The 23,528-nt window shown below is 46.3% G+C and carries 21 protein-coding genes; 12 read left to right on the forward strand and 9 right to left on the reverse strand.

Annotation, left to right across the window (positions count from 1 at the left end; all coding sequences use genetic code 11):
* Positions 1-21: 21 nt before the first annotated feature.
* From gpAD87_RS00520 to gpAD87_RS00530, 3 genes are all read right to left on the reverse strand, one after another.
* On the reverse strand, positions 22-531 hold the full coding sequence (locus gpAD87_RS00520; protein WP_064635715.1) for a hypothetical protein: 510 nt from the start codon (positions 529-531) through the stop codon (positions 22-24).
* Positions 532-1,017: 486 nt separating this feature from the next.
* On the reverse strand, positions 1,018-1,998 hold the full coding sequence (locus tag gpAD87_RS00525) for a glycoside hydrolase family 53 protein (RefSeq protein WP_231952713.1): 981 nt from the start codon (positions 1,996-1,998) through the stop codon (positions 1,018-1,020).
* Between the two features lie 416 nt (positions 1,999-2,414).
* Positions 2,415-2,642 (reverse strand): hypothetical protein, encoded by a 228-nt coding sequence (locus gpAD87_RS00530; RefSeq protein WP_063566176.1) that lies wholly within the window; start codon positions 2,640-2,642, stop codon positions 2,415-2,417.
* A gap of 247 nt (positions 2,643-2,889) precedes the next feature.
* Between gpAD87_RS00530 and ppk1 the strand changes: the two genes are divergently transcribed.
* Positions 2,890-4,971, forward strand: coding sequence for a polyphosphate kinase 1 (gene ppk1 / locus gpAD87_RS00535; protein WP_063566111.1), 2,082 nt, complete (start codon positions 2,890-2,892; stop codon positions 4,969-4,971).
* On the opposite strand, the gene gpAD87_RS00540 is transcribed toward ppk1, so the two are convergent.
* Both gpAD87_RS00540 and gpAD87_RS00545 read right to left on the reverse strand, forming a co-directional pair.
* A complete protein-coding gene (locus tag gpAD87_RS00540) occupies positions 4,931-6,457 on the reverse strand; it encodes a Ppx/GppA phosphatase family protein (protein ID WP_064635716.1) in 1,527 nt (508 codons plus the stop codon). The two genes, ppk1 and gpAD87_RS00540, sit on opposite strands and share 41 nt — an antisense overlap.
* Positions 6,458-6,483: 26 nt before the next feature.
* Positions 6,484-6,738, reverse strand: a complete 255-nt coding sequence (locus tag gpAD87_RS00545) for a hypothetical protein (protein ID WP_063566109.1) — start codon at positions 6,736-6,738, stop codon at positions 6,484-6,486.
* Between the two features lie 236 nt (positions 6,739-6,974).
* On the opposite strand from gpAD87_RS00545, the gene gpAD87_RS00550 reads away from it, so the two are divergent.
* Positions 6,975-7,634: a YheC/YheD family protein gene (locus gpAD87_RS00550; RefSeq protein ID WP_063566108.1), complete on the forward strand. Its 660-nt coding sequence runs from the start codon at positions 6,975-6,977 to the stop codon at positions 7,632-7,634.
* Between the two features lie 355 nt (positions 7,635-7,989).
* Positions 7,990-8,133 carry a sporulation histidine kinase inhibitor Sda gene (locus gpAD87_RS00555; protein ID WP_024632651.1) on the forward strand — a complete coding sequence of 48 codons (144 nt, stop codon included), beginning with the start codon at positions 7,990-7,992 and terminating at the stop codon, positions 8,131-8,133.
* A 21-nt stretch (positions 8,134-8,154) separates the two neighbouring features.
* Here gpAD87_RS00555 and gpAD87_RS31680 read toward each other — a convergent pair whose 3' ends face one another.
* Complete coding sequence (locus gpAD87_RS31680; RefSeq protein ID WP_072735483.1) at positions 8,155-8,406, reverse strand: hypothetical protein; 252 nt, start codon at positions 8,404-8,406, stop codon at positions 8,155-8,157.
* Between the two features lie 84 nt (positions 8,407-8,490).
* Entirely contained in the window at positions 8,491-9,465 is a 975-nt protein-coding gene (locus gpAD87_RS00560; protein ID WP_211754064.1) for an NAD(P)/FAD-dependent oxidoreductase, read from the reverse strand.
* 534 nt (positions 9,466-9,999) lie between these two features.
* Here gpAD87_RS00560 and gpAD87_RS00565 point away from each other — a divergent pair.
* Positions 10,000-11,193, forward strand: coding sequence for an NAD(P)/FAD-dependent oxidoreductase (locus gpAD87_RS00565; RefSeq protein ID WP_064635717.1), 1,194 nt, complete (start codon positions 10,000-10,002; stop codon positions 11,191-11,193).
* Positions 11,190-11,444, forward strand: a complete 255-nt coding sequence (locus tag gpAD87_RS00570) for a hypothetical protein (RefSeq protein WP_064635718.1) — start codon at positions 11,190-11,192, stop codon at positions 11,442-11,444. Before gpAD87_RS00565 ends, gpAD87_RS00570 begins: the two co-directional genes overlap by 4 nt.
* A 133-nt stretch (positions 11,445-11,577) precedes the next feature.
* On the opposite strand, the gene hemQ is transcribed toward gpAD87_RS00570, so the two are convergent.
* Positions 11,578-12,324: a hydrogen peroxide-dependent heme synthase gene (gene hemQ, locus gpAD87_RS00575; RefSeq protein WP_063566107.1), complete on the reverse strand. Its 747-nt coding sequence runs from the start codon at positions 12,322-12,324 to the stop codon at positions 11,578-11,580.
* Positions 12,325-12,554: 230 nt separating this feature from the next.
* Between hemQ and gpAD87_RS00580 the strand changes: the two genes are divergently transcribed.
* From gpAD87_RS00580 to gpAD87_RS00600, 5 genes are all read left to right on the forward strand, one after another.
* Positions 12,555-12,848: a YuiB family protein gene (locus gpAD87_RS00580; RefSeq protein ID WP_053783239.1), complete on the forward strand. Its 294-nt coding sequence runs from the start codon at positions 12,555-12,557 to the stop codon at positions 12,846-12,848.
* 355 nt (positions 12,849-13,203) lie between these two features.
* A complete protein-coding gene (locus gpAD87_RS00585) occupies positions 13,204-14,739 on the forward strand; it encodes a hypothetical protein (RefSeq protein WP_063566106.1) in 1,536 nt (511 codons plus the stop codon).
* A gap of 86 nt (positions 14,740-14,825) precedes the next feature.
* Positions 14,826-15,797, forward strand: coding sequence for a helix-turn-helix transcriptional regulator (locus gpAD87_RS00590; RefSeq protein WP_064635719.1), 972 nt, complete (start codon positions 14,826-14,828; stop codon positions 15,795-15,797).
* Positions 15,798-15,892: 95 nt separating this feature from the next.
* Complete coding sequence (locus gpAD87_RS00595) at positions 15,893-16,411, forward strand: DinB family protein (RefSeq protein ID WP_064635720.1); 519 nt, start codon at positions 15,893-15,895, stop codon at positions 16,409-16,411.
* 15 nt (positions 16,412-16,426) lie between these two features.
* Positions 16,427-17,068 (forward strand): hypothetical protein, encoded by a 642-nt coding sequence (locus tag gpAD87_RS00600; RefSeq protein ID WP_231952395.1) that lies wholly within the window; start codon positions 16,427-16,429, stop codon positions 17,066-17,068.
* An 88-nt stretch (positions 17,069-17,156) separates the two neighbouring features.
* On the opposite strand, the gene gpAD87_RS00605 is transcribed toward gpAD87_RS00600, so the two are convergent.
* Complete coding sequence (locus tag gpAD87_RS00605; protein ID WP_064635722.1) at positions 17,157-19,913, reverse strand: endo-beta-N-acetylglucosaminidase; 2,757 nt, start codon at positions 19,911-19,913, stop codon at positions 17,157-17,159.
* A 211-nt stretch (positions 19,914-20,124) separates the two neighbouring features.
* On the opposite strand from gpAD87_RS00605, the gene gpAD87_RS00610 reads away from it, so the two are divergent.
* A complete protein-coding gene (locus gpAD87_RS00610) occupies positions 20,125-21,954 on the forward strand; it encodes a sensor histidine kinase (RefSeq protein ID WP_064635723.1) in 1,830 nt (609 codons plus the stop codon).
* 1 nt (position 21,955) lies between these two features.
* Complete coding sequence (locus tag gpAD87_RS00615; RefSeq protein ID WP_064635724.1) at positions 21,956-23,470, forward strand: response regulator transcription factor; 1,515 nt, start codon at positions 21,956-21,958, stop codon at positions 23,468-23,470.
* The last annotated feature ends 58 nt before the right edge of the window (positions 23,471-23,528 follow it).

The following is a 23,528-nucleotide window of genomic DNA, read 5'->3' on the forward strand; positions in this document are numbered from 1 at the left end:
TGAATTCTGTAATCCTCGATGCTAGGAAGGTGTAACGTCATCTGTATTTGGATTTTCTATCAATTCTACGGACTCTGCCGACTCCATACTTTCAACACCATCTACAACCTCAACGAGTCCTACAGCCAATGTAGTGACTGCCGCAGCGGCAATTAGATTCTTGGCCCCGAGCTTAACTCTCTCCATGTCCTCGTCTTTCATGCCGACAACAACATCTTTGCCACCGTTATACACATACTTAGCTGATACCACTACGCCTTTAGCTGTATTGGAAACAGCTCCTCCAATATCGGCAAGTCCGGCGTCTAAAGTTGTGTTGTCTTTTCTGATCACACCACTCGCCATATCATATGTACCGCTGGCAAGTTGTCCTACGGTTTTCCCTGTATTAATCGTAGCTTTTTCTACGCCATTACCAATTTCTTTAATGAATGGACTGCCTGTAAGTTCTCCAGCCACTCGGACAGTGCCGCCGAGTACTTTTCCGGTAACTTCTCCAGCAAACTGACCCAGTTCTTTTAAAAATCCCATATATTCCCCACCTTTGAAATAAGGTTGCACATGTGCTGTCTGAATTCTATATCTTATATTATATAAGTATATGAGCGATAAGACTATTTACGTTCAGATTCATCAAGCGTTCCTAATTAACATGAAACCAATTCAACGAATTCGATCTAACTGAGTTGAAGAAGCAAACCACCTAGCCTAGCTTAAAGCATCCAACCCAAACAACTCACTACAACTCTCAAAAAAAGGCGCTAATCCCAACGGAAGCAGCGCCTTTTCTTTTTACTACCCCAAATTTCTACTAAACACATTTTAGAATTGTCTCATAAGCAGCGTGCGTAGTGGAGGGGACGAAATCGATTCTGTAGAAGCGGTAGCGTTCGCCTTTATCCCCGGATTTTGTCCTATGAAATAGGACATTCAAAAAAATCCGGGGATAACAGCGATCAGAAGAACGATCCGTACCCGTAACGCCACCTGCCGCTCTTAAAATACTTATCCCTGTGTTTAGTCGATAAATCCTTCCAACATTACGGTCGGCAAGCCGTTAGACTGCCATGCACCTTTGCTGTAACCACCGTTGTAGCCCGGCGTTGCTTCAGGCTCCCAATAGAATACGCCTTTACCTTTGCTGTTTGGCAGGTTGCGGAATTGCGTTTTCATCGCTGCGACAAAACTTTTACCGGCTGCCGGTTGCGTATTATCCATCCCGATTTCCGATACGATAATCTCCTTACCATACCGGTTGATCAGATCCTTGGCATTGTTCACAGCATTGGTAACAGCCGTGTTCCAGCCGGAAGCGGAAGGATAGAGGGACATGGCAATCATGTCAAAGTTGGCACCGTTATCGATCAGACCACCGATATTCCATACATAGAGGGCATTATCATCTCCGCCCGCCAAGTGAACGATTGTTTTGGTGCTGGTGCTGATGGATTTTACGGCATTATGGCCCGTATTCACCAGCCACGCATAATTTTTCATGTTGGTGGATGCTTTTCCATCTTCCCATAACATACCGTTGCTTGTTTCGTTACCGATTTGTACCCAGTCCGGGGTTACGCCTTTGCTCTGCATGGCCGTCATAACTTCACGCGTGTGATTCCATACAGCATCCATCAGCTGCTGGAACGTGTAGTTTTTCCAGGCTGCAGGTTTCGTTTGTTGACCCGGATCAGCCCAGGAATCACTGTAATGCAGCGTCAGCATGACACTCATGCCTGCATTTTTGGCACGCAGGGCCAGCGCAGCTGCACGATCTTTGTTCATGTAACCGTTACCATAATCGTTCGAAGGATTAACAAAGACACGAATACGAACGGAGTTGATCTGGTAATCATTTTTCAAAATATCAATAATATCACGCTGTACGCCGTTTTTGTCTTTCCATTTGTAGCCTTGCGCTTCCATCCCGGGCACCCAACTGATGTCGGCTCCTTTGGCGAAGCTCGGTGCAGCACTGGCATGCTGGCCTGCGGGCAGCATAATGGAGGTGAATAACAAAACAAAGACCAGAGCGATGGATGTTTTGAAACCCCTTACATTTTTGGACATTACAATATGCCTCCTCGAATATGGGTTGAGTTGCAACCTAATTATAGCGAGCATTGTTTACTCAGCTACAGGGTCCATTTCCAATATTTTGGTTGTTTTTTCAACCTCTCCCCAAAAAAGACAAAACAAAAAGCCGTCCGAAGACGGCTTTTCTACCCGTGGCGCTTTTTGAAACCTTGATCCGTATCCCGCGCCTCCACCAGAATCAGTTAATTTGAGCTAGTGGATCGGGTAAGGGACACGTTCAACATGTGATTAGATATGTTGACGCACCTCCTTTCCTTGTGCCAAGAGTATACATCACTCTTTTACGGAAAGCTAGTCTTTTTTTCATATTTACGAAAAATTTATTTTTCGGTTTGGAACATCGTGATATCCCGATCATAATGACTCTTTGTACCGTTATCGTTGCGAAATCTCACGCTGTCTTCGCTGATCTGCTCTACGATGCCGCGACCCACTTCACAATATACGCCAGCTGGATCTTCCTGCCATGCGGTTACCGTGCATTGGGATAGTGCAGCCGTGAAAAACTCTATATTTTTTTGTAACGTTCTAGGTTTATTCGATTTCATTATATACTCCTTTAACAAAAACAATTTTAGAATGTGGACAGCAACCGGACATTTTACACTGTAAATCACTTTACTCTGTCTCCTGCTCTTTGTAAAGGGATGGAAAAAGTTATCGTCATGAGGTATCATTTACATAAATTTTACATAGCGTTTACACTACGCTGACGCTTGTAGCCAATCACGAATAGTACAATTAGTTCATAACATCTAACCAAGAATAGATATGTAACAAATTCGGAGGCCATACATGCATAGAGATGTCAAAACAGGTAACTACGTTAACCGTGATTTAAGTTGGGTAGAATTCAATCGTCGTGTGCTTCAGGAGGCGCAAGATCCAACAACACCTCTGCTGGAACGCATGAGGTTTCTTGGTATTGTCGCCAGTAATCTGGACGAGTTCGTAAGTGTAAGGGTAGCGGAGACGAAAGAGAAGATCAAGGCTGGATTTACGCAAAAGGATTTTACTGGCTACACCCCTGCCGGATTGTACCGTAGATTGATTAAACGAACGGGGACCATGGTCGCCGAGCAATATAAAACCTATCGGGAGCTCATTCGTCTTCTCGCCAAGAAAGGCGTGAATTTCCAGGAATATACCGATCTGAATATGACCCAACAGCGAGCAATGGACCAGTATTTTCATGAGATCATTTTCCCGGTTTTAACACCGATGGCGATCGATTCGAGCCGGCCATTCCCACTGGTACACAATAAATCTGTATATCTGTCCGTGATGCTGCAGAAGGAAGAAGAGCAGGAGGGCGAGCCATTTTTGGCTATCGTTCAGGTGCCTTCCAATCTGCCGCGCGTAGTTCAGGCGCCTTTAAGGGCGAATAGTAAAAAGAAAACGTTCATTCTGATTGAAGATCTCATCAAACATCATATTCATACCTTGTTCAGCGGATATGTGCCGCTGGCTGTACAGGAATTCAGGGTGACCCGCAATGCGGATCTTTCCATTAATGAAGAAGAAGCTGAGGATTTGCTTGAAGCAATTGAGAAGGAGCTGCGACGCAGACGCCGGGGAGCACCGGTAAGACTGGAAATTTGTAAGGATTTCCGCCCGGATGCGTTGCTAGAGTTGCAGGAAGAGTTCGATATTCAAGACCCTATGTATGAGATCGATGGACCACTGGATTTGAGCTTTCTGGCCGGGTTTGTAGATAGTCTGGAAGGCTTCTCTCATTTGAAATATAGTCCGGTACAGCCTGTGTATCCTCTGGAGTTCCTTCCTCGGGAAAGTCACTTTGAACTGCTGCGTAAACGGGACGTGCTCGTGCATCATCCATACGAATCGTTCGAACCGGTAACGGACTTTATTGTGGAAGCTTCGGAAGATCCGCGTGTGATGGCGATCAAGATGACGTTATATCGGGTGAATGGGGATTCCCGTCTCATCCCCGCACTGGCTCATGCAGCTGAGAGCGGCAAACAGGTGACGGTTGTTGTTGAATTAAAAGCCAGATTTGATGAAGAACGGAATATTGCATGGGCCCGCACGCTGGAGAAGTCAGGTTGTCATGTCGTATATGGATTGGTCGGATTAAAGACTCATGCCAAGATTATTCTCGTCGTACGCAGGGAACAGAGTGGTCTGAGAAGGTACGTGCATGTTGGAACAGGTAACTATAATGAAAGTACGGCCAAAATATACACCGATGTAGGACTGTTTACCTCCAATCCCATCATTGGTGAGGATGCATCGGAATTGTTTAATGAGATTACCGGATATTCAGGACCCAAAGCGTTGCAAGCATTCCGCGTCGCCCCTGACGGCATGAAGGATGAACTGTTCGCGCTCATTCGTCGGGAAAGGGAGCATGCCTTCAAGGGAAGACCGTCCAGGATTATTGCCAAAATCAATTCCTTATCCCATCAGGATATCATTGATGAATTGTATCTGGCATCTCAAGCTGGAGTACAGATCGATCTGATCGTGCGCGGTGTATGCTGCTTGCGTCCCGGGGTAGAGGGGCTTAGTGAGAATATTCGGGTGATCAGCATCGTGGACCGGTTTCTGGAACACTCCAGACTGTTTTATTTTGAAAATAGCGGGAATCCGGATGTGTATCTATCCAGCGCAGACTGGATGACCCGTAATTTGAAGCGGAGAATAGAACTGATGTGTCCCGTGTTTGATCCGGAGTTGAAGAAGATGCTGGTCGATATATTGAATCTGTCGCTCATGGATAATGTGAAGGCAAGAGAGCTCATGCCTGGCGGCAATTATGTTTTTGTACAAAATGAAAAGCCCCCGCTGAGAAGTCAGACGGAGGCGATGGGCATTATTCCCTGGAAGCCTGCTGAATGGAGTGCGTTAACGTAACTCCCCAAGCTTCCTGTAAATCCTTGACGGCATCGTCAAGGCCACTGAGTTCCAGTAACGGCTCGGCTGTACAGATGAATTGCATCTGCAGCGAGTCGTTTTCTTTTGCCGCCTTTATGGCGGTTATACTTTCAGATCGATTAATCGCTTCAGTCACGCGCAGCAGAGAGCCCAAACGATGGGCATGCCGTTCGTCCGAATCCATGAGAATGTCCTTGTGCTTATGCAGCAGCTGGGGCGTTCTTTTTTTTGGATGATAATCGGCTGCAACAGCACTCAGGATGGTCTCCCGGTGAGATAGTCCGTAGATGCTTGCATTCATGATCCAATAAGCCGAGTGCTGGGGATACCGGAAGTAGTTAATCTGTTTTCCAGCCATGTGCAGCATGGAGACCGTATACAGAATTCGGGTATCCGCTGGATCGGGAGCATTACCTTGTAGGGCAGTATACAGAGTAAGTGCATCATGGTGAATCCGATTCAGACGTTTCTCCGGAATGGGTGGACCAAAATGAATGAAGTTGCGAATGCTGTCCCGCAGCGCATCTGGCACGACTGGCTTACCTTCAGCAAGGAGATCCCTTAGCAAACCATCGCGTAATCCCGCTCCGCTCACGACATAACGATCCCCTTGGATGATTCGGAAGACCGTCCGCAATATGAGTACACCTGGAACAATAATATCGGCACGATCCTTGGCCAGTCCGGGTACTTTCTTGCGCTGTGCCGAGGTTAGATGTGGCAAAGAACGAGCGATATTTTCCATCTCTTCTGCACCGATTTCATAATGATGCGTAACCGGTAGTGAATATTGTGTTCTCTTCTGCTCCACTTTGGCCAGTGTACGCATGGTGCCACCAAGTCCAATAAGAGGTAGTCCGGGATGCTGTGTAACCCAATCCTGATCGCTTAATGCCTGTATAACTTCATTACATAGCGCAGCTGCATTTTCCTCAGTCCACTGATCTTCTCCACCATAACGGGCATGAGAGTTAACCGCACCAATAGGCAGAGAGATGCTGTGCAGTCTTTTTCGATCACGGAATACAGTGATCTCGGTACTGCCACCGCCAATATCCACGACATAACCATCTGCCAGATCAATCGATTGAGTGACTCCAAGGAAACCGTAATAGGCTTCCTGATCGCCGGATACACATTCGATGGTAAGTCCCGTCTCGGCTTCCAACCAACCTATAATTTCTGGGGCATTACCTGCATTCCGAATGGCAGCCGTAGCTGCAGCCCGGATAAGCTTGGTTTGATATGCTTCGCAAGTAGCCCTGAATTGTCGCAAAATCGTAATGGCCTTGTCCAGTGAATGTCGCAGGATGGTTCCGTCTTGTTCAACTACATTGCTTAGACGAGCGGCATATTTGTCTTCATGAATGATGCGATAGGCTCCATCCTGGTCGAGTTCATAAATAACCAGACGAATGGAATTGGAGCCGATATCGATGATTCCGAGTATTTCGTTATGTGTCATAAGCATCTCCTTCTACAGAGGATAATCTACCCGACTTTCAGCAAGGCAGCCATGGCTTCCGGTGAACCCGGAGGCGTCGAGGAGAAGGGCGTGGTCAGCATGACCACAATGATGAAGACGATAAAGCAGGCAAACAGAATACAACTTACAGCAAAACCGCGATTGCTTTTCTTCATAAACAGTCGAATACCTGTAACGAATAGAAGTACCGTAATGGCTACCAGAACGATAGAAATTGCAAAATAGGCTACGCCATACAGTGATTTAAAAAATGATTCCATGTCTTCTGAACGCTCCTTAGATCCTCATATTTAAGCCTCTCCAAACCATTCCTTAGTAGCATACGATAGATTGATGCGTTTGAAAAGCAAACCAGGCGCCTGTTCCGGCCTTGAACCAAGCTGATGGACTATATCAACGGAAAAGGGGCCCCAGCCTTGGACAGACATCCAAGAAAGCACGGCTTCTGTTGAGTATGTATAAGGAAGGACTATTGTTCACGAAAGGAGATCAACCCATGTCGAGACAGCTTGCAAGCAAATGGCTGAAGACAGCGGCGCTGTTAAAATATCCGGTAGCTGCTGTCCACATTCCACAGACGAAGGCGTTCAACTCGGGGAATCTGCTAAACATGCTTAGTCATTATGGAATGGTGTATATCAAACCTGTTGTCGGTGGTGGAGGTTACGGTGTCATTAGAGTATCAGGAAGCGGAGGAGCCTATCGTTACACTCATATGAAGATAACCCGTTCATTTACTCAGTTTGATCAGATGTACCGCTCCCTAATCCGTGTAAAAGCCAGACGGAGATACCTTATTCAACAAGGCATTCATCTCGCAACCATTCAAGGCAGACCAATCGATTACAGAGTCAAAGTTGTCAAGACGGAAAGAGGCTGGGTATTTCGTTCTATGGTGGGACGGCTCGCTCGTCCGGGACTTGTCGTGACCAATCTTAGCAAAGGAGGGACGATGCTGTCCGGTAGGAGAGCGCTCGCTCTGTCCTTACCTCATATTTCCGGTAAACATAAACGTCGCGAGATGCGTTCACTGACACTCACCTGTACACATATCATGGAAAGTCAGTTCCCAGGTGTGGGGCAGCTCGGCTTCGATTATGGACTGGATCATTCAGGCAAGATATGGATTTTGGAAGTGAACACCAGACCGCAATGAAAATGGTTAAAAAAGCTAAAAAAATCCAAAGAAAATCCGATAGTAATATAGTAGGAAACTAGATGGAAAACGTTTGAAATTTAACAATTAAGGGTAATTTACTCGCATCAACTCTTGAAACTATGAATTTATTCTAAAAAAAATGCTCTGATAATCGTTCTGTTCGGTAAGCTACGATCCTGTGTATAAATACTGTCCACACTATCCACGTTGATCAATCAACATTTTTACCATTTATCAACAAACTATACACAGGATTTCCACATAACGTTGTGGATAACAAGAACGCTTGTTCTCTTTATAAATCTCTGATATGATAGTTTTGAGGAAAAAAAAGGAAAGGTTGTGGCGGGAAATGGCTATGTTATCCGATGAGATGTTGTTGGATTCCTACCATAAGGCGATTGAGTTGGATCTCGAACGAGATTTCATCGCACTGCTGTTGGCAGAAATCCATAAGCGCAAACTGGGTACCGACGTATCTGCCATTCTTCACTAGAGATCCTCATTGCAGGCAATGCTACAGGTTTCCGGACATGTCCCATAGATTGACAGGCCATAGCGTGCTTGTCTGACAATGGTGACAGTACATCATATGATTGCAAACGTTTTCGGCTTCGTCTGCCGTGTCAGAGGAAGTGTGAATGACGTAGGGGCTGTATGGTCCGGTGTAATCGTCCAATTTGCCGCATTCTGACAGTCCCTGAAGGCAGTGGGGACAAGCCTGCTCCGGTACAACCAGACCGTTACACAGCGGGCATATATAAGACAAGGGTATCCCTCCTGATGTTCAATTCATTCAGGAGTAAGATACCCTTTTTTGTGTCTTTTATGTTCTATTTGATTCCATAAGGAATTAGCGCTTCATGTTACTGCTGTGTCCCGGGGACAACTTAGCATCTGGGTCGAAGTAAACCTTGGCATTGTTCACTGCGGTTGGTGCTTCACCGAATCCGACAGCAATCAGCTTCAGCTTGCCTGGATAAGTTGTAATATCTCCGGCAGCATAGATACCCGGAATCGAAGTTTCCATGCGGGAATCGACCACGATGGAATTGCTATCAATTTCGATGCCCCATTCTGCAATAGGTCCCAGGGAAGAGACAAAGCCAAAATTGACGATTACATCATCGACTTCAATTTCCTGTGTTTCCTTGGTTTTAACGTGAGCCAAAGTAACTTTGGTAATGCTGTCCTCACCATGAAGCTCCGTAATTTCGGTAGGTGTAACGATGTTCACCTTGGAATTCATCAGGTTTTCGACACTGTGCTCATGCGCGCGGAATTTGTCGCGGCGATGAATCAGGGTTACTTGCTCAGCGATTGGCTCAAGCATAAGCGCCCAGTCTACAGCGGAGTCACCGCCACCGCTGATCAGTACTTTTTTGCCTGCAAAGGCATTCAGGTCACTGATGAAGTAGTGCAGATTAGTTTTTTCGAATTTGGCCGCACCCTCAAGCTCCAGACGACGGGGTTCGAATGCACCCACACCTGCAGTGATAATTACCGCTTTGGCGTGATACTCATTCACATCGGTTTTTACGACGAAGTGACGTTCTTCTAATTTCTCTACGGATACAACCTTTTCCTCAAGACGGATGTTCGGGTTAAAATGGCTCATTTGCTCCACCAGATTATTCACGAGTTCCTGAGCGGTAACTTTCGGGAACCCGGCTACATCATAGATGAATTTTTCGGGATAGAGGGCGGCAAGTTGTCCACCAAGTTGTGGCATACTTTCAACCAGAGTAACAGATGCCTGACGCATCCCTCCGTAAAACGCGGCGAACAGACCCGCAGGGCCGCCACCAATAATAAGTAAATCGGTCATGTCATGACCGGCAGTTTGTGCAGTCAAGAATCAACAACACCTTTCTTATTTTAATAGGTAGTTAACAGAAATAATAAAGCCGGGTACGTATGGTAACCAGCGTTTGTTGCTGAACTGTCTTTCTCATTATAAACGGTGTAAACTGGGTTGCAAAGTTGGCAGTTTGATGAATCTGGGAACAATAGATGAAGATCAGGTGAGAATAGGATGAAATTGGAAATGAAAGGTTATGAAAAATAACAAAAAAAACCTTGATCTTTGCCAGAAATACAGATATCCTTGACCTGTACTATGTGTTTTTTTGTCTAATTTAGCCCCAATTTGTAATGTGAAGACAATACCCGCGTTTTGTTGAATCTTGTGTATAATTTCACAATTTTAATCGATAACTTGCATGCAAAAAGTTCAAATAAATTCGCGAAGTTAACATTTGTCGTCATAATGGATAAGACCTCATCAATATGGGTAAGTAAGAGCCTTTTTACAACAAAACAATCGAATGGCTGATGCAACGAAACCGGAAGGGGTATAGACATGAGCAGTATTCCCAAAATCGTCATCCTCGGCGCGGGCTATGGCGGGATTCTGACAGCCCAGCGGCTGCAGAAGGAATTGAACTATAACGAGGCCGATGTCACATTGGTGAACCGGCATGATTATCATTATATCACTACACATCTACATATGCCGGCAGCCGGCACAGATACCATTGAACATGCAAGGGTCCCGATTTCGAAGCTGATTGACGAGTTCAAGATTGATCTGGTCAAATCCTCGGTGAAAGAGATCCGCCTGCAGGATCGGAAGATTATTCTGGAGGATGGCACGTTATCCTATGATTATCTGATTATTGGATTGGGTGGGGAACCGGAGACCTTTGGTATTCCAGGCATGCTCGATCATGCCATGACGATTCGCAGCATTAACTCGGTCAGAATGATTCGCGAACATATCGAATATCAGTTTGCTATGTACAAAAACGATAATAAACGTAACCGCATTCGTTTTGTTGTGGGTGGGGCTGGCTTCAGTGGTGTCGAATTCGTGGCTGAACTTGCGGATCGAATTCCTCAGCTTTGCAAGGAGTTCGACGTGAATCCCAAAAATGTGCAAATCTATAATGTGGAAGCAGCGCCTTCAGCTTTGCCGGGCTTTGATCCGGAACTGGTTGAGCATGCAATGAACGTGTTGAAGAAAAAAGGTGTTACTTTCAAAATCGGTGTTCCGATCAAACAATGTCTGCCAGACGGAGTCATTGTGGGTGAAGGAGAAAAACTCGATGCAGCAACGGTTGTATGGACCGGCGGTATTCGTGGAAACGCCCTGCTTGAGCAGGCAGGTCTTGAAGTGATGCGCGGACGGGTGAAGGTCGATGAATTTCTTCGTGCCCCAGGGCATGAGCACGTCTATGTCATCGGTGACAATTCACTCGTGTTCAACAACGAAGGGCGTCCATATCCACCAACAGCTCAGATCGCGATGCAGCAAGGTGTTAACTGTGCCAAAAACGTTGTCGCTGCCATCCGCAAAAAGCAGCCTCAGCCTTTTGTGTTTACAAGTAAAGGTACGGTTGCATCACTGGGGAAAGGTGAAGCTATCGCCGTCGTAGGCGGTAAGAAATACAAGGGATGGAAGGCCGCTCAGCTGAAAAAGCTGGTGGATCTCCGGTACTTGTTTATCATCGGTGGCATTCCTTTGGTACTGAAGAAAGGGCGGTTTTTTGGATGAGACATTGCAGTGTTCAGGTCAGAGGATTACTCACACGCGAAGAACTGGATCGTTACAACGCCCTGATGCAGGTTGGCGGTTATCTGGAGGAACAGGATCAGTATGATCTGGCTTATATCGTTCAGAAGGAAGTGGATATTCTCATTTTGCCTGCCATTGAGCGGCTTAAGGAGAAGGGACGTGACCGTGACCGGGCAACGGCTGAGTTTTTGGAATCTCTGAAAGCGGTTGATGAAGAGGAGCAGGATTAAGCATTCACGTTATCCCAAAGATCATGAGTCATCCATTTATTATTGAACATTTCATATTCATTCGAAAAAGAAAAAGCACCGCTGACCCTTTCCTTAATGGAGGTGTCGCGGTGCTTTTTGTGATTTATCCAATTTACAGCTTGAGCATCTCTTCCAATGTTCCTTCGTTTAGCAGGCTTCCTACATAGAAAGAGCCGAATTCGCCATAACGGGCACTGACTTCATCAAAACGCATCTCGTAAACGAGCTTCTTGAACTGAAGTGCATCATCCGCAAACAACGTAACGCCCCATTCCCAGTCGTCGAAACCAACGGAACCGGTAATGATTTGTTTCACTTTGCCAGCGTAACTGCGACCAATCATGCCGTGGCTGCGCATCATCGTACGACGCTCGTCCATCGACAGCATGTACCAGTTGTCGTTCAGCTCGCGTTTTTTGTTCATCGGGTAGAAGCAGATGTATTGCCGCTGTGGCAGGACCGGTTTGAGACGGGCGATAATTTCCGGGTTCTGCATAGGGTCTTCGCCCTCTTTGCCAAGATAATTGCTCAATTCCACTACACTGACATAAGAATATGATTTGGTGGTGTACTGGGCAAACATCGTTTTGTTAAACGCGTTCTCAACGGCTTTCAAATCTTCCAGCGTTTCACGCAAGTGCATCATGACAAGGTCAGCCTTCTGTCCCACAACGGTATAAACGACAGTGCTTCCTTTGGATGAATCCTCTACTGCTTTCCATTCCTTCCAGAATGCCTGAAGCTCGTCCAGTGCTACGGCGCGTTCCTCATCATCGGCTGCTTTCCAGGCGGCCCAGTTAATCGAGCGGAAGTCGTGCAGGGCGTACCAGCCCTCCAGTGTTGATGCGGCTTCGTTCATTGAATTGATTCCTCCTGCAGGTTATATTTCCAAATCCCGGTAAGGGACGGTTGAGTACTTTATCGTCTTCATTGTATCCCAACAGGAAGCAGAAGGGCAAATGAAGAGAAGGTGAATATAGGGAAATTTGTCCAGAAAGTTCGTTGCTTCGCCACATTTTTTGCGGTACACTATCTACTATCCGTAGTAAGAGAAACCGAGTCAGTGAAAGAAGAGGTGAACGTCACCCGATGCAGTTTATACCTGTGCTGGTATTAATGGTGTTATTTTTCGTTATGATGTTTGGTATCGGTTTCATTCTGAATATGCTGATGAAGACAACCTGGTTTCCTTCCTATCTGTTCATTATTGTCATTCTGCCTGTCGTCGTGTATTCCTTATGGGATCATACGGCATCGTTGATGTCGCATTTGGGTTCTTTCCATATTGTAGACTATATGACGGGCGTAGCTGGACTTGCTGGAGCGGTCATCAGTGGCTGGGCCATTCGCAAACTTCGTCTGGGTGGGTACAAAATGTTTTAATCGGCTAGCCAATTTGGCAGCAAACGCTGGACTGCATTTTCCGTAAAGGTCTTGCCTTTGTCGTAAACGCTTACGAGTGCAAAGGGAAGGCTTTTTGGCATGCATCAAAAAATTGTGCATGATAATGCGGACATGTCTCATATATATCTGGATAACATTTCTCCATATGTTTACTTGTGTTCTAAGGCTGTAGCTTTTATAGTAATCTAGCAACTCTGCGAAAACGTGAATGCTGTCGACCTAGGACGAAACGGAGCGAGAACAGGTCCGTTTTTTACCTGTTTTTGAGCATTTGAGGATCGGACATTTATGATAGAATAGATAAACATACTTTTGGGGAGAAGGAGATCAAGCTATGCGCATGAAGAATTTGCACCATTATACTGAACATCATCGCTACTGCGTATACAGGGAGTTTGGACTTAGTGCCCTGGATGACCGCATGCTCACCGGAGCGTATCAGCCAATGGTAGGTGCCTTTGCGATAGGCTTGTATCGACTGCTATTTCAGCATCTTCCCGGTGAACAGGTCGGTTACTCGCCGCTTGAACAGCAACGGAGGCTGTTCATGACGTTGGGACTCGAGCCCAGCGAGAAAGGGCGCAAGTATTTGGTGGAGCAGGCATCCAAGCTTGAAGCCGTTGGTTTGCTTCAGACTTCACGGCTGTATATTCCGGAAAATGACGACTACATTTATGAATATGAGCTGCAACCTCCACTCTCTCCGGCAGAATTTTTCCGTACACAGCATTTGACACTGTTGCTTCGTGACAAAATCGGCAAGTTCGCCGTACTCTCACTACGTTCCGGTTTTTCGGCGATAGAGAGCGGTGACGCGCCTTACCCAGCAGCGAATAAAGAGAATATTTCCGTTCCTTTTTACGATATATTTGAATTGAATACCCATGTCATTGATTATGAACTGGAACAAGCGTTGTCGGAAGTTTCGACTTCGGCTCAGCGCAGCGGGATAAGTGGTGCGGCCGAAGAGAACAGCCTGAATTATGCCGACATTATATTGCGTTTTCCGCGTGAGTCGGTCAATCGCCGTCATGTGGAGCAATTGCGGTTCGATCACGAACAGCTCGGCATTGTGAATTATGTGGTGAACAAGTTCAATCTCAGCGTACAGGATGTATGTCGTTTGTTGGATGAAGATGATATCTTTAACCCACAGGGGCAGCTGGTGCTGGATGATCTTCAACACAAGGCAAGCCTGCAGTTCAGACAGACCAAGAAGCGACATGAGCAGCAGACGGTGCAGGCAGCGAAGGTTGTTGCTCTCAGACAGCATATGGAGGAGCCTGAGCATAAAGAGGATTCCGGTGAACCGCCTGTCGAACATGTGGTACAGATGGAATACTACGTCGAAGTGCCTCCGCAATTTTCGACCAAGTGTGATATTCATCAATACAATATGATGCTGCGTAATGAGCCTTACACACGATTGCTTCAGACGTTCTTCCCTGGTGCCGTACCGGACAACCTGGTGGACATTTTTGAGAAGATCGACCTCAGTTACAAGTTGCCTGGTGAAGTGATCAATGTGCTGATTCATTATTTGATGGCATTGCTTGTATCCGGCGGTGAGCAAAGAATTAACCGTAACTTTGTTGAGGCTATTGCCTCCAACATGCTGCTCAAGCAGGTGAATTCCTATGAGAAGGCGGTACAATACATTCGTGACCAAGCTAAGGTCAAAGGCAAACAGGCTGCTGGTGCAGCTGGAACCCGTTCCCGTACATACGGCAAAGGAACCAAAGCCAAACCCGAAATTCCGATTGTACAAGACATAGGCGCCGACGGCGATGCCGTATCCGAAGAAGAGTTTGAAGAGATGATGAGGTTTGCCCAGCAGATGCAGGCAAGCAAACAAAAGGGAACTTCATAATTTTCATAATATACATCCAAAAGGCGAGTCACCTAAATTAAAGGAGACTCGCCTTTTATTCTTTCAAGAAAAGAGGGGGACTCCCGATGGCGAAATGGGATAACATGCTGTCCATGCTTTGGATGCTGCGATCCGGAAGAAAGCTCACCGCCGCTCAGATCGCAGACAATTTGGAGATTAGCGTCCGCACCGTGTACCGATATATCGACGCATTATGCGCAAGTGGCGTGCCGGTCGTTGCGGAATCGGGCCATGATGGCGGTATTCGTATTCTGGAGAGTTTTAAGGAAACGCCATTGTTCTTCAACTCTGTAGAGTTGAAGGCACTTGTGGATGCGTTTAAATTTGCCCAAGGTGCTGGTTATCCGTATGTGCAGGAGCTGGAGTATGCGTTGAAGAAGGTGGAGAACGGACTGCACGAGGAGCAGCGCCACGATCTGTCTCGCCAGCAGAGCAGCTTGGACGTCGTTTCTTCAGCGCGTGCACCTTCTGTAGTTCCGTTGTTGCGGGACTTGGAACAAGCGACGAAAGACGGGCGAACGGTCCGTATGGTCTATCGCAAAGCGAATGCGGAGCAGGCTGACGAACGTGAAGTCGATCCATATGGGCTAGCGTATGACCGAAATGAATGGTACGCTGTCGCGTTCTGCCATCGGTCGCAGGCGATGCGGACGTTTCGCGTCGAACGAATCGAACAGCTGGAGTCAACCGAAGCGAGGTTTGACAAGCCGGAGTCTTTCTCTGCGTCCGCGTTTTTCTGTGAGCAGTCCAACCAGAGACGGGAGGCAGATGGGCCGTTAACCGTTATCCGTATCGAGGGACAGCCTGACACGCTTAATGCGGTTTGCAACCACTGGCATCTGCGCCACTATTTGACGGAACGAACCGATCGGGAGGCACGGTTTCTGATCGATGCTCCGACGATGAACAAGTACCTTCCAACATATCTCCTGACGTTCGGCACGGCCATTCGCATCCGCGAACCACTGGAGTTGAAGCGGCGGATTCAGGAAAAGGCATACGGTATCGCCAAACACTATGAAAACGATCCGAATTGAAGTTTGCTGACAACATTTGTCAGCGAACTTGTTATATGATAAGGACACAGCAGCGGCAGCCAAACCATGCGAAGAAGGGAAAGGTGAATTTATCGATGCTTCAACAACCATACCAACAGTATGACTATCATGTTTGGGCAAACGATCGATTGTTTGCACACCTGGAGCAACTCCCGGAGGAGGTATTCCATGCGGAAGTGACGAGCGTGTTCCCATCTGTATCACAAACATGTGCACACATGTACTTGTTCGAACAGCTCTATATGCTCGTGCTCGCGGAAGTTCCGAACGAGGAGATTTTCCCGAAAATGTCGGGCTGGACAGAGGAAGCGCAGGGTAAAACTGTGAATGAGATGCAGGAGCTGTTTGGCAGCGTTGCTGAACGTTTCCGCGATTTACTGCGGAATACGCCTGAACCGGACAAGAAGATGACGATTGAGCATCCGAAATACGTTAAAATGGAAACACGTTTTTCCGACATCCTACAGCATGTTGTCAACCACGGGACGTATCATCGGGGCAATGTGACGGCGATGTTGAGACAGCAGGGTTATAGCGGTGTGCCAACCGATTATATATTTTATTTGTTGGAACAGCAGAAAGTTCAAGGGTAAATGAATCAGATTAGAGTGAAGAGCGAATCAACCACAAAACAAAAAGTTGTATCGATAGGGTATGCCATGCTGATCGGAGTTATCATGGGGGTGGCAGCCAAACTTGTTGATGTTCCAGGAATTAACCCTATATTTGACAGTATAGGTGGTCGTCTGGGTGTATGGGTATTTGTTGCAGCGCTTATAGCGGTTTTTAGCTATTCTCCCCAATTGGCGGCAGTAAAAATATTCATCTTTTTTGGGTCAATGCTGACCGTGTATTATGTTTACACCGTGTTATTTCTACATTTTTCTCCAGAGAAGGCTATGTTTTTTTGGGGGATATGCGCGGTGGTATCTCCGATCTGTGCTTATATTATGTGGTATGCACGTGGGAGTGGGCTGTTATCTAATGTTGTTGCAGCTCTTCCCGTTACATTATTACTGTCAGAAGGGTTTCAATTACGTCACGCTTACTTACCCATTCACACTCATTACAATCTAATTCCAGTCCTTATGATAATATATTTAATCATGATTGTTGTGTTGTTGCTGATCATACCGATAAATAAAAAACAATTTTTACCCATTCTATCGATAGCAGTTATATTGTCATTTATTATGATCTATTTTAATGTTTTAGGTCGGATATTTGGTGGGATGAACGGCGTATTGTAGGGTTAAATTAAAAGTGCCAAACATCAATCCAGCCCTTTCGACTTCCTGTAGGGAAGCGAAAGGGCTGGATTGATTTCTTGTGAATCTTTTATCGCAGAATCGTCGTTGCTTTATTGCCAGCATAATCTTCGATAACGAGCTTCAGGGAGCTGGTACTAGACGAAGGCGTGAAGGTCAGTTCACCCAGCTTCGTTCTGCCCCGAATGATATAAGGGAATTTTTGCGAAACGTAAGTTACTCCGAATTCGCGTGGTACCTCATTTTCATAGATATAGATTTTGTACCAATCCTCCAAATCAGGCAATGCGAGGGTATACTTTCCATCCTTTACCGTAACCTTTTCCTTGGCATATGGTGTAATCTGAGTATCTGCCAGTTGTCCGGTCGTAGTGACTGGATTCTGTTTGCCAATGGCAATATCCAGGACGTAATGTTCACCCTTGGTCGGAAGGCCTGTCAGAATGGCAGACTGTTTTCCTTTTTTGACCTGAAGTGTCTTGGTGAAAGGTTCCTTCGTGTACTCCGTTTGGAGTGTAAGCTGGATCGGCTCTTTACCTGGGTTCTTCTTCGGGTTTTTCCAACTGACAATAGCATCGCCATTGTTCTTGAATTTCACATCAATGTCCTGAACAGCTGCATTCAGATCATAGGACAGGACGGTTGCTTCACTCTCGGTACCATCTGCGCCTACAGCACGAATGGACAATTCGCCAGCGGGATGTTTGAGCGTTTTAATATAAAATGTGGAGTCATACACGCCGCCGACATAAGCGCCGTTCTCATACAGATTATATTGCTTAACCTTTGAATAGTCCTCGATATCCCATTCGACAACCAACTCATCGGTGTTGGTCAGTGCTTTGGTAATATGGAATCCGGTTGGAGCATTCGGTTTGGCGGCAGAACCGTCGGATATACGAATTTCACCAATGTTCATCTGATATTTTTCAATCGTAGTACCATTAGGGTCGAAGGATAGACCAAAAGCTGCGACGGTCTTCCCTTGGTGTGCACTTAGATCGAGTGAAGTAGTCTTCCAGCCTGCCGTGTGCTGACCTGAATCTGGCACTTTGACTTTGACTACTTTGGTTGGTTCATCCTCAAATATCAGTCCGACATACATGGAGGAAGCGTCGTTGACAGACGGTTTATTATAGGTGAGTTCCAGTTTGGATTGGGCGTTGATCGACAGATCCGTCTTGTACAGACGCAGGAAATTGTCCGCATTTAGACTTCCGTTCACCACAAGAGAACTGCCGCCAGTGAACGCACCAACGGAATCATACGTATAACGAGCACCTTTTTCATAGGTTGGACCATAGTCAAAATCAACAGTGAGTTTGTCACCTTGACTATCCATCCACCACTGCCAGGTGACTGGGATATCCTGAATATTAATATTGGACCATTCGGTTGCATTGGAGACGGTTCCGCCCTCATAATATTTCAGACCGTGGCCTGTATTGAAATTGGTCACAAAATTGGAGCCGTGAATAACGGAGCGTTCGGTGAGATAAGCGGCGATGCCGTCCCACTTTGCACCAGAAGCATACACATCGGACAGATCGACGGATGCCGTACGGCGTGCGTTGGTTGGGTCCTGATTTGGACCTGACCACCAAGCGCGGTCACGCACAAAGGTCATCCATTGGTACTCATCATCGGCTCTATGATTCGTGCTGCCATCGCCCATTTCTTCATCCAGGGCATTATGGGTAAAGTCAGCACCAAGTGTTGCAATACTGTTCATCGGTTGACCGTTCTCGTCCAGATTGTTACGCAGATCGTAGAGCTGCTTCCAACGGCCAAACTGGTCATTCCCGCCTTCGACACCGGCAAATACCGTTTCCAGTGGGTCAAGTCCCAAACCTATGGCATGATCGCGCGAATCACGCAGCATGTCATGGTTCCATACGTAATTCAAGAAGATCGAATCCGAGACTCTGCCTAAAGCAGAATCTTGCACAAAAGGACTGTTGAGTCCGTTAAACTGGTTCTGGTATTGAATTTTGCCCGTTGTATTGATGGTGGAGTCATACCACTGAACATATAGTCCTTCGTTTTTTAAATATTTCATGAATTTCTTGTAGGAAGCGATGTCTTCAGGCGCAACGCCTTTGGCAACCTCTTCCTGATTGAAGAAGTATCCGTCGTAATTATAATACTTTGCCATCTCGACCAGCTTTGCAGCGACAGGGAAGTTCCCTTTTTCATCCTGCACAAGCATCTGCTTGTAGGTTTGTGGTCCACGATCATTGTCTGAGAAGAAGATGTTGGCGATGGAACGGACACCGTTTTTGTGTGCAGCATTGGTATAGGCTGGATTCGGAATGTTCAAAATGCCAAACTCAAAGTACTTTTCCGTCCATTCCTTATTGGGGTCATACAATTCCTCAGGCACGCCAGCAGAAGCCATACCATGCCAATAGCTATAATAGTCTGTGTACTGCCAATAATTAAAGAGGTACTCGCTGAATTCATTCGTGTAAGGGGTGCTATCGAAGAATGAATTGCCATAATCGCCACTCATCGTAAGCAGCTGGGTGTCCGGGCTGAGTTCGGGATAAGCCTGCGTGGCCGCAAAGGCATCGTTACGTGGTTGCAAAGGTACATGAGCACGAAGCAGATCACCATGGATATCACTTTCGGGTGTCCAATTCAGAATCTGGGCAGCGGTGTAGCCATGCTGATAAGGCTGATTTACTCCCTTGGCGCTGTCACCTGTGTAAGGAAGCGTGTCTCCGGCATAAACGGATGAGGCAATGACTTGTCCAAGCAGAGCCGAAGTGAGAACCATTGCGGTTACTTTGGGGATAAGGCCTTTGGGTTTGTGTTTGCGTGTCATGTTGTTCCTCCTTCAAGTCGAATGAATGTAAGGTATTCTTTTACACAAAAATAAACTTATGGTTAACGATAGGGCATGAAAGCATTTTCAAATAGGGCGAAATTAAAGAAACACAGGTATAAACTAAAGAAAAGTTCGAGGTGACAAGTTAATGTTAGAAGGCAAATGATATAATTTAGACAGGAAAATAGCATCGGGGGGAACATGTGACTTGAAAATTGTTAGCGTTTACAAAAATTTCTTTAAAAATAATATGTTTATGAAGATGCTGTTCATCTTCTCCATGATTTCGATTGTAACGATTATTACCTTGTCCTATATCATTTTCCTGTCAGTGTCCGATGCCACGATTCGCCGAGAGTTGGCGATCCAGAAAGCGGCCATGGAGAGTGTTGACCGATATATTCATCAGCAGTATGAATCGGTGCAAAACATGGTGAGGGATATGCATCAGAATGAGGCCTTATCAGCCAATATCACCTATCTGATGAACCACACGTACGCCGAGTATGTACAGCATCTGACGAATGGCTATTATGCGAATCAGGATGATTATTCAGCTGACGTACTGAAACATTTTCAAAATATTATGGATCGCAATTCGGATATCAATCAAGTGATGTTATATAGTGCCGAGCGGCAGGATCTGTCCTCCTTCAATCAACATAAGCAGTTCAGAAAGCTGAACACCAATGTGGCTCATTCCTATATTCCTGACGTGATGGCGATGGAGACACCGAATATCAGCGCACCAAACTATTGGATTCGTAAAGAAATTGATCAATGGGACCCGGCGCTGTATGCGATTCGGGTGCCTATCAACGATACACAGACCCTTCGAAATTTGGGTCAGTTCCTTGTTTTCTTTGACTCAGCAGGTATTGGCAACGCTTTGGATAGTTACGAAAGTAATCTCAAGGGAGAAATTGTGGTGCTGTCAGCCAAAGGTACAGTATTGTTCGATTCCAACAGTAACTATTACGGCAAGAAATACCCCTATATCAATGTGGCCGATTCCCTGTTTGATCAGACGGATATGGACTCGATGAAAAAGGAGCGAAATATGTATGTGAACAAGTTTGTCTCGGCGGATCAGGGCTATGTGGTCGTTGGCACGGTTCCTGTGGATGAGATGGCTGAGGCCTATGCGGGTACACGCAACACAATCGTTTCGATTAGCATCATATGTATCCTGTTTGCAGTGTTGGTTCCGGCGTTTTTCATTATTAATTTTGCCAAACGCACCCGCAGAATCATTCGTTTCACCCAAAGGGTGAAATACGGCAACCTGACAGCACGCATCGATGATGCCCGTGATGATGAGCTTGGACAGATCTCACACAGTTTCAACGATATGCTGGATGAACTTAATCAATATATTGAACGCGTCTACAAAGCCGAGATCAAACAAAAGGAGACAGAACTGGTCGCTCTCCAGGCACGGATTAATCCTCACTTTCTCTATAACACGTTGGAGGTCATCCGAATGAGGGCAATTTCGCAGGGGGCGAAGGATGTCGGGGAGATGATCTACAGTTTATCCGTGTTATTCAAGAGCCTTGTTCAACAGAAGAAAAATTATACGCTCAAGGATGAGATGGAAGCTTGCCGTCTGTATCTGGAATTGTTCCGAATCCGGTATAAGGATATTTTCATGTACACGATTCAGTTGGACCCTGTGCATAACCAGCATCCGGTGGTTAAGCTGTCCCTGCAGCCGATTATTGAGAACTATGTGGTGCACGGCATTCAGACAGAACGTTCGGATAATCAATTAACGATTGTTGTTGAAGAACTGGGTGACGCTTTGCAGGTAGAGGTTAGAGATAACGGTAAAGGCATTGATCCTGAGCGCCTGACTGAAATTTTAGAAGAACTGGAACGTCCGGAAGAGTCGGGTAAAATGTTCGGACTGCGCAGCGTACACACCCGTTTGCGTTTCCTGTATGGACCGGAATTCGGCATCACGATAGAAAGTACACTCGGAGAAGGAACCCTGATCAGGGTTCGTTATCCTCATACAGAAGGGACAGGTTTTTAATATGTACAAGGTATTTATTGTGGATGATGAACCGTTCATCATTGAAGGATTGTACGATATTTTGGATTGGTCGTCGTTTGATATGGAAATTGTAAGCCATGCCGGCAATGGACAGGCCGCATTAAACGCCTTGTCTGCGCAGCCTGTGGACATACTGATCACGGATATATCCATGCCATTCATGAATGGTCTGGATCTGATTCGGGAAGCAAGGCAGTTGCAGCCTGAGATCAAGGTGATTATTTTAAGTGGTTTTAATGAGTTTGAATATTTGAAAGAGGGCATGCAGCTAGGCATCGAAAATTACCTGCTCAAACCGATCAATGTGGAAGAGTTGGAATCGACGCTTCGTAATACGGCTTCCAAGCTGGACCATGCGTTGTCTCCTCAAACGGATGATGCTTATGGTGTTCAGATTCTGAAAGACAACATTCTTCATCGATGGCTGACGGGACAGATTGCCGCCACGGAATTCGAGGAACGGGCACAGTTCTTGAACCTTTCGCTGGATGCACCTGATGTTGCAGTAGCTATCCTGCGGACAAAAGGGGAAGTATCCGGCATGTTCGAGCGAGTGGAGGACATGCTGAAGGATAAGTCCTATGTGAATATATTTCATGACATCGATGGAGACATCGTCATCGTTGCCAATGTGCATGCAGGCGAGGACGAAAAAGAGAAGTTTATGGAGTGCCTTCAGGCATTATCCGCTGCGCTATGTGAGACACATCCTGCTGTTCTGATTGGGGTAGGAAGTCTGATACGTGGACTTCACCATGCGCCGACAAGCTATCAGGAGGCGAAAAAGGCGCTCCAGTATGTGATGATCTATCCCGATCTCAAAGTGATCGATCATGCCATATTGGAGAAGGGTGGAAGCTCTGCTTCTTCCTTCTCGATCGATTGGAAGGAGTACGCGAAGCTCATTCTATCCCGTAATGCAGAGCTGCTTGCGGAGCGGATTCGGGTCGATTTTGAACAGCACCGCGACGGGGTTACTCCGGCTGAGTTGCAGAACATCGCACTGGAAGTGGTCATTCGCTTCAAGATGGAATTGGAGGGCATTAAACATTCCGATGAATCGCCTATTTACCAACGTGGACTTCGCCTTGTATTGGACAGCGGAACGTTTGATGAACTCGTGCAGGCGTTGCAGCAGGTTGGTACGGAGACGATTCAGTCTCTGCTTCAGGATTTAAAGAATCCGATCGTCAACCAGGTGCTTCAACATATTGACAAACATTACGCAGAAGAGCTTTCTCTGAAGCTGCTGGGTGCTCACTATCATCTTCATCCGGTATATTTGGGACAACTGTTCCACAAGGAGACCGGGGAGACTTTTGCCGAATATATCAATAAATACCGGATTGAACGTGCCAAGGAACAGCTGCGCAATTCGAATCTGAAAGTACATGAGATCGCAAGGAATGTCGGGTACTGGGAGACCGGATATTTCTATAAACAGTTCCGCAAGTATGTGGGAATCTCACCTACCGATTTTAAGGTTTTTGGATAATGTTCAGTGGATCACCGATTGGACCAGTGGATTGAAATAAATGAGACATTCTGGGGAC

The sequence above is a fragment of the Paenibacillus sp. AD87 genome (genome assembly GCF_001659845.1).
GTDB lineage: Bacteria > Bacillota > Bacilli > Paenibacillales > Paenibacillaceae > Paenibacillus > Paenibacillus marchantiae.

Bases quoted from the DNA above. Each gene is read 5' to 3' on its own strand.
- gpAD87_RS00570 (WP_064635718.1), top strand. From the start codon at position 11,190: ATGAGACATTGCAGTGTTCAGGTCAGAGGATTACTCACACGCGAAGAA.
- gpAD87_RS00545 (WP_063566109.1), bottom strand. From the start codon at position 6,738: ATGGAATCATTTTTTAAATCACTGTATGGCGTAGCCTATTTTGCAATT.
- hemQ (WP_063566107.1), bottom strand. From the start codon at position 12,324: ATGAACGAAGCCGCATCAACACTGGAGGGCTGGTACGCCCTGCACGAC.
- gpAD87_RS00615 (WP_064635724.1), top strand. From the start codon at position 21,956: ATGTACAAGGTATTTATTGTGGATGATGAACCGTTCATCATTGAAGGA.
- gpAD87_RS00590 (WP_064635719.1), top strand. From the start codon at position 14,826: ATGGCGAAATGGGATAACATGCTGTCCATGCTTTGGATGCTGCGATCC.
- gpAD87_RS00520 (WP_064635715.1), bottom strand. From the start codon at position 531: ATGGGATTTTTAAAAGAACTGGGTCAGTTTGCTGGAGAAGTTACCGGA.
- gpAD87_RS00555 (WP_024632651.1), top strand. From the start codon at position 7,990: ATGGCTATGTTATCCGATGAGATGTTGTTGGATTCCTACCATAAGGCG.
- gpAD87_RS00580 (WP_053783239.1), top strand. From the start codon at position 12,555: ATGCAGTTTATACCTGTGCTGGTATTAATGGTGTTATTTTTCGTTATG.
- gpAD87_RS00565 (WP_064635717.1), top strand. From the start codon at position 10,000: ATGAGCAGTATTCCCAAAATCGTCATCCTCGGCGCGGGCTATGGCGGG.
- gpAD87_RS00585 (WP_063566106.1), top strand. From the start codon at position 13,204: ATGCGCATGAAGAATTTGCACCATTATACTGAACATCATCGCTACTGC.
- gpAD87_RS00560 (WP_211754064.1), bottom strand. From the start codon at position 9,465: ATGACCGATTTACTTATTATTGGTGGCGGCCCTGCGGGTCTGTTCGCC.
- gpAD87_RS00530 (WP_063566176.1), bottom strand. From the start codon at position 2,642: ATGAAATCGAATAAACCTAGAACGTTACAAAAAAATATAGAGTTTTTC.
- gpAD87_RS00550 (WP_063566108.1), top strand. From the start codon at position 6,975: ATGTCGAGACAGCTTGCAAGCAAATGGCTGAAGACAGCGGCGCTGTTA.
- ppk1 (WP_063566111.1), top strand. From the start codon at position 2,890: ATGCATAGAGATGTCAAAACAGGTAACTACGTTAACCGTGATTTAAGT.
- gpAD87_RS00525 (WP_231952713.1), bottom strand. From the start codon at position 1,998: ATGCTGCCCGCAGGCCAGCATGCCAGTGCTGCACCGAGCTTCGCCAAA.
- gpAD87_RS00595 (WP_064635720.1), top strand. From the start codon at position 15,893: ATGCTTCAACAACCATACCAACAGTATGACTATCATGTTTGGGCAAAC.
- gpAD87_RS00605 (WP_064635722.1), bottom strand. From the start codon at position 19,913: ATGACACGCAAACACAAACCCAAAGGCCTTATCCCCAAAGTAACCGCA.
- gpAD87_RS00540 (WP_064635716.1), bottom strand. From the start codon at position 6,457: ATGACACATAACGAAATACTCGGAATCATCGATATCGGCTCCAATTCC.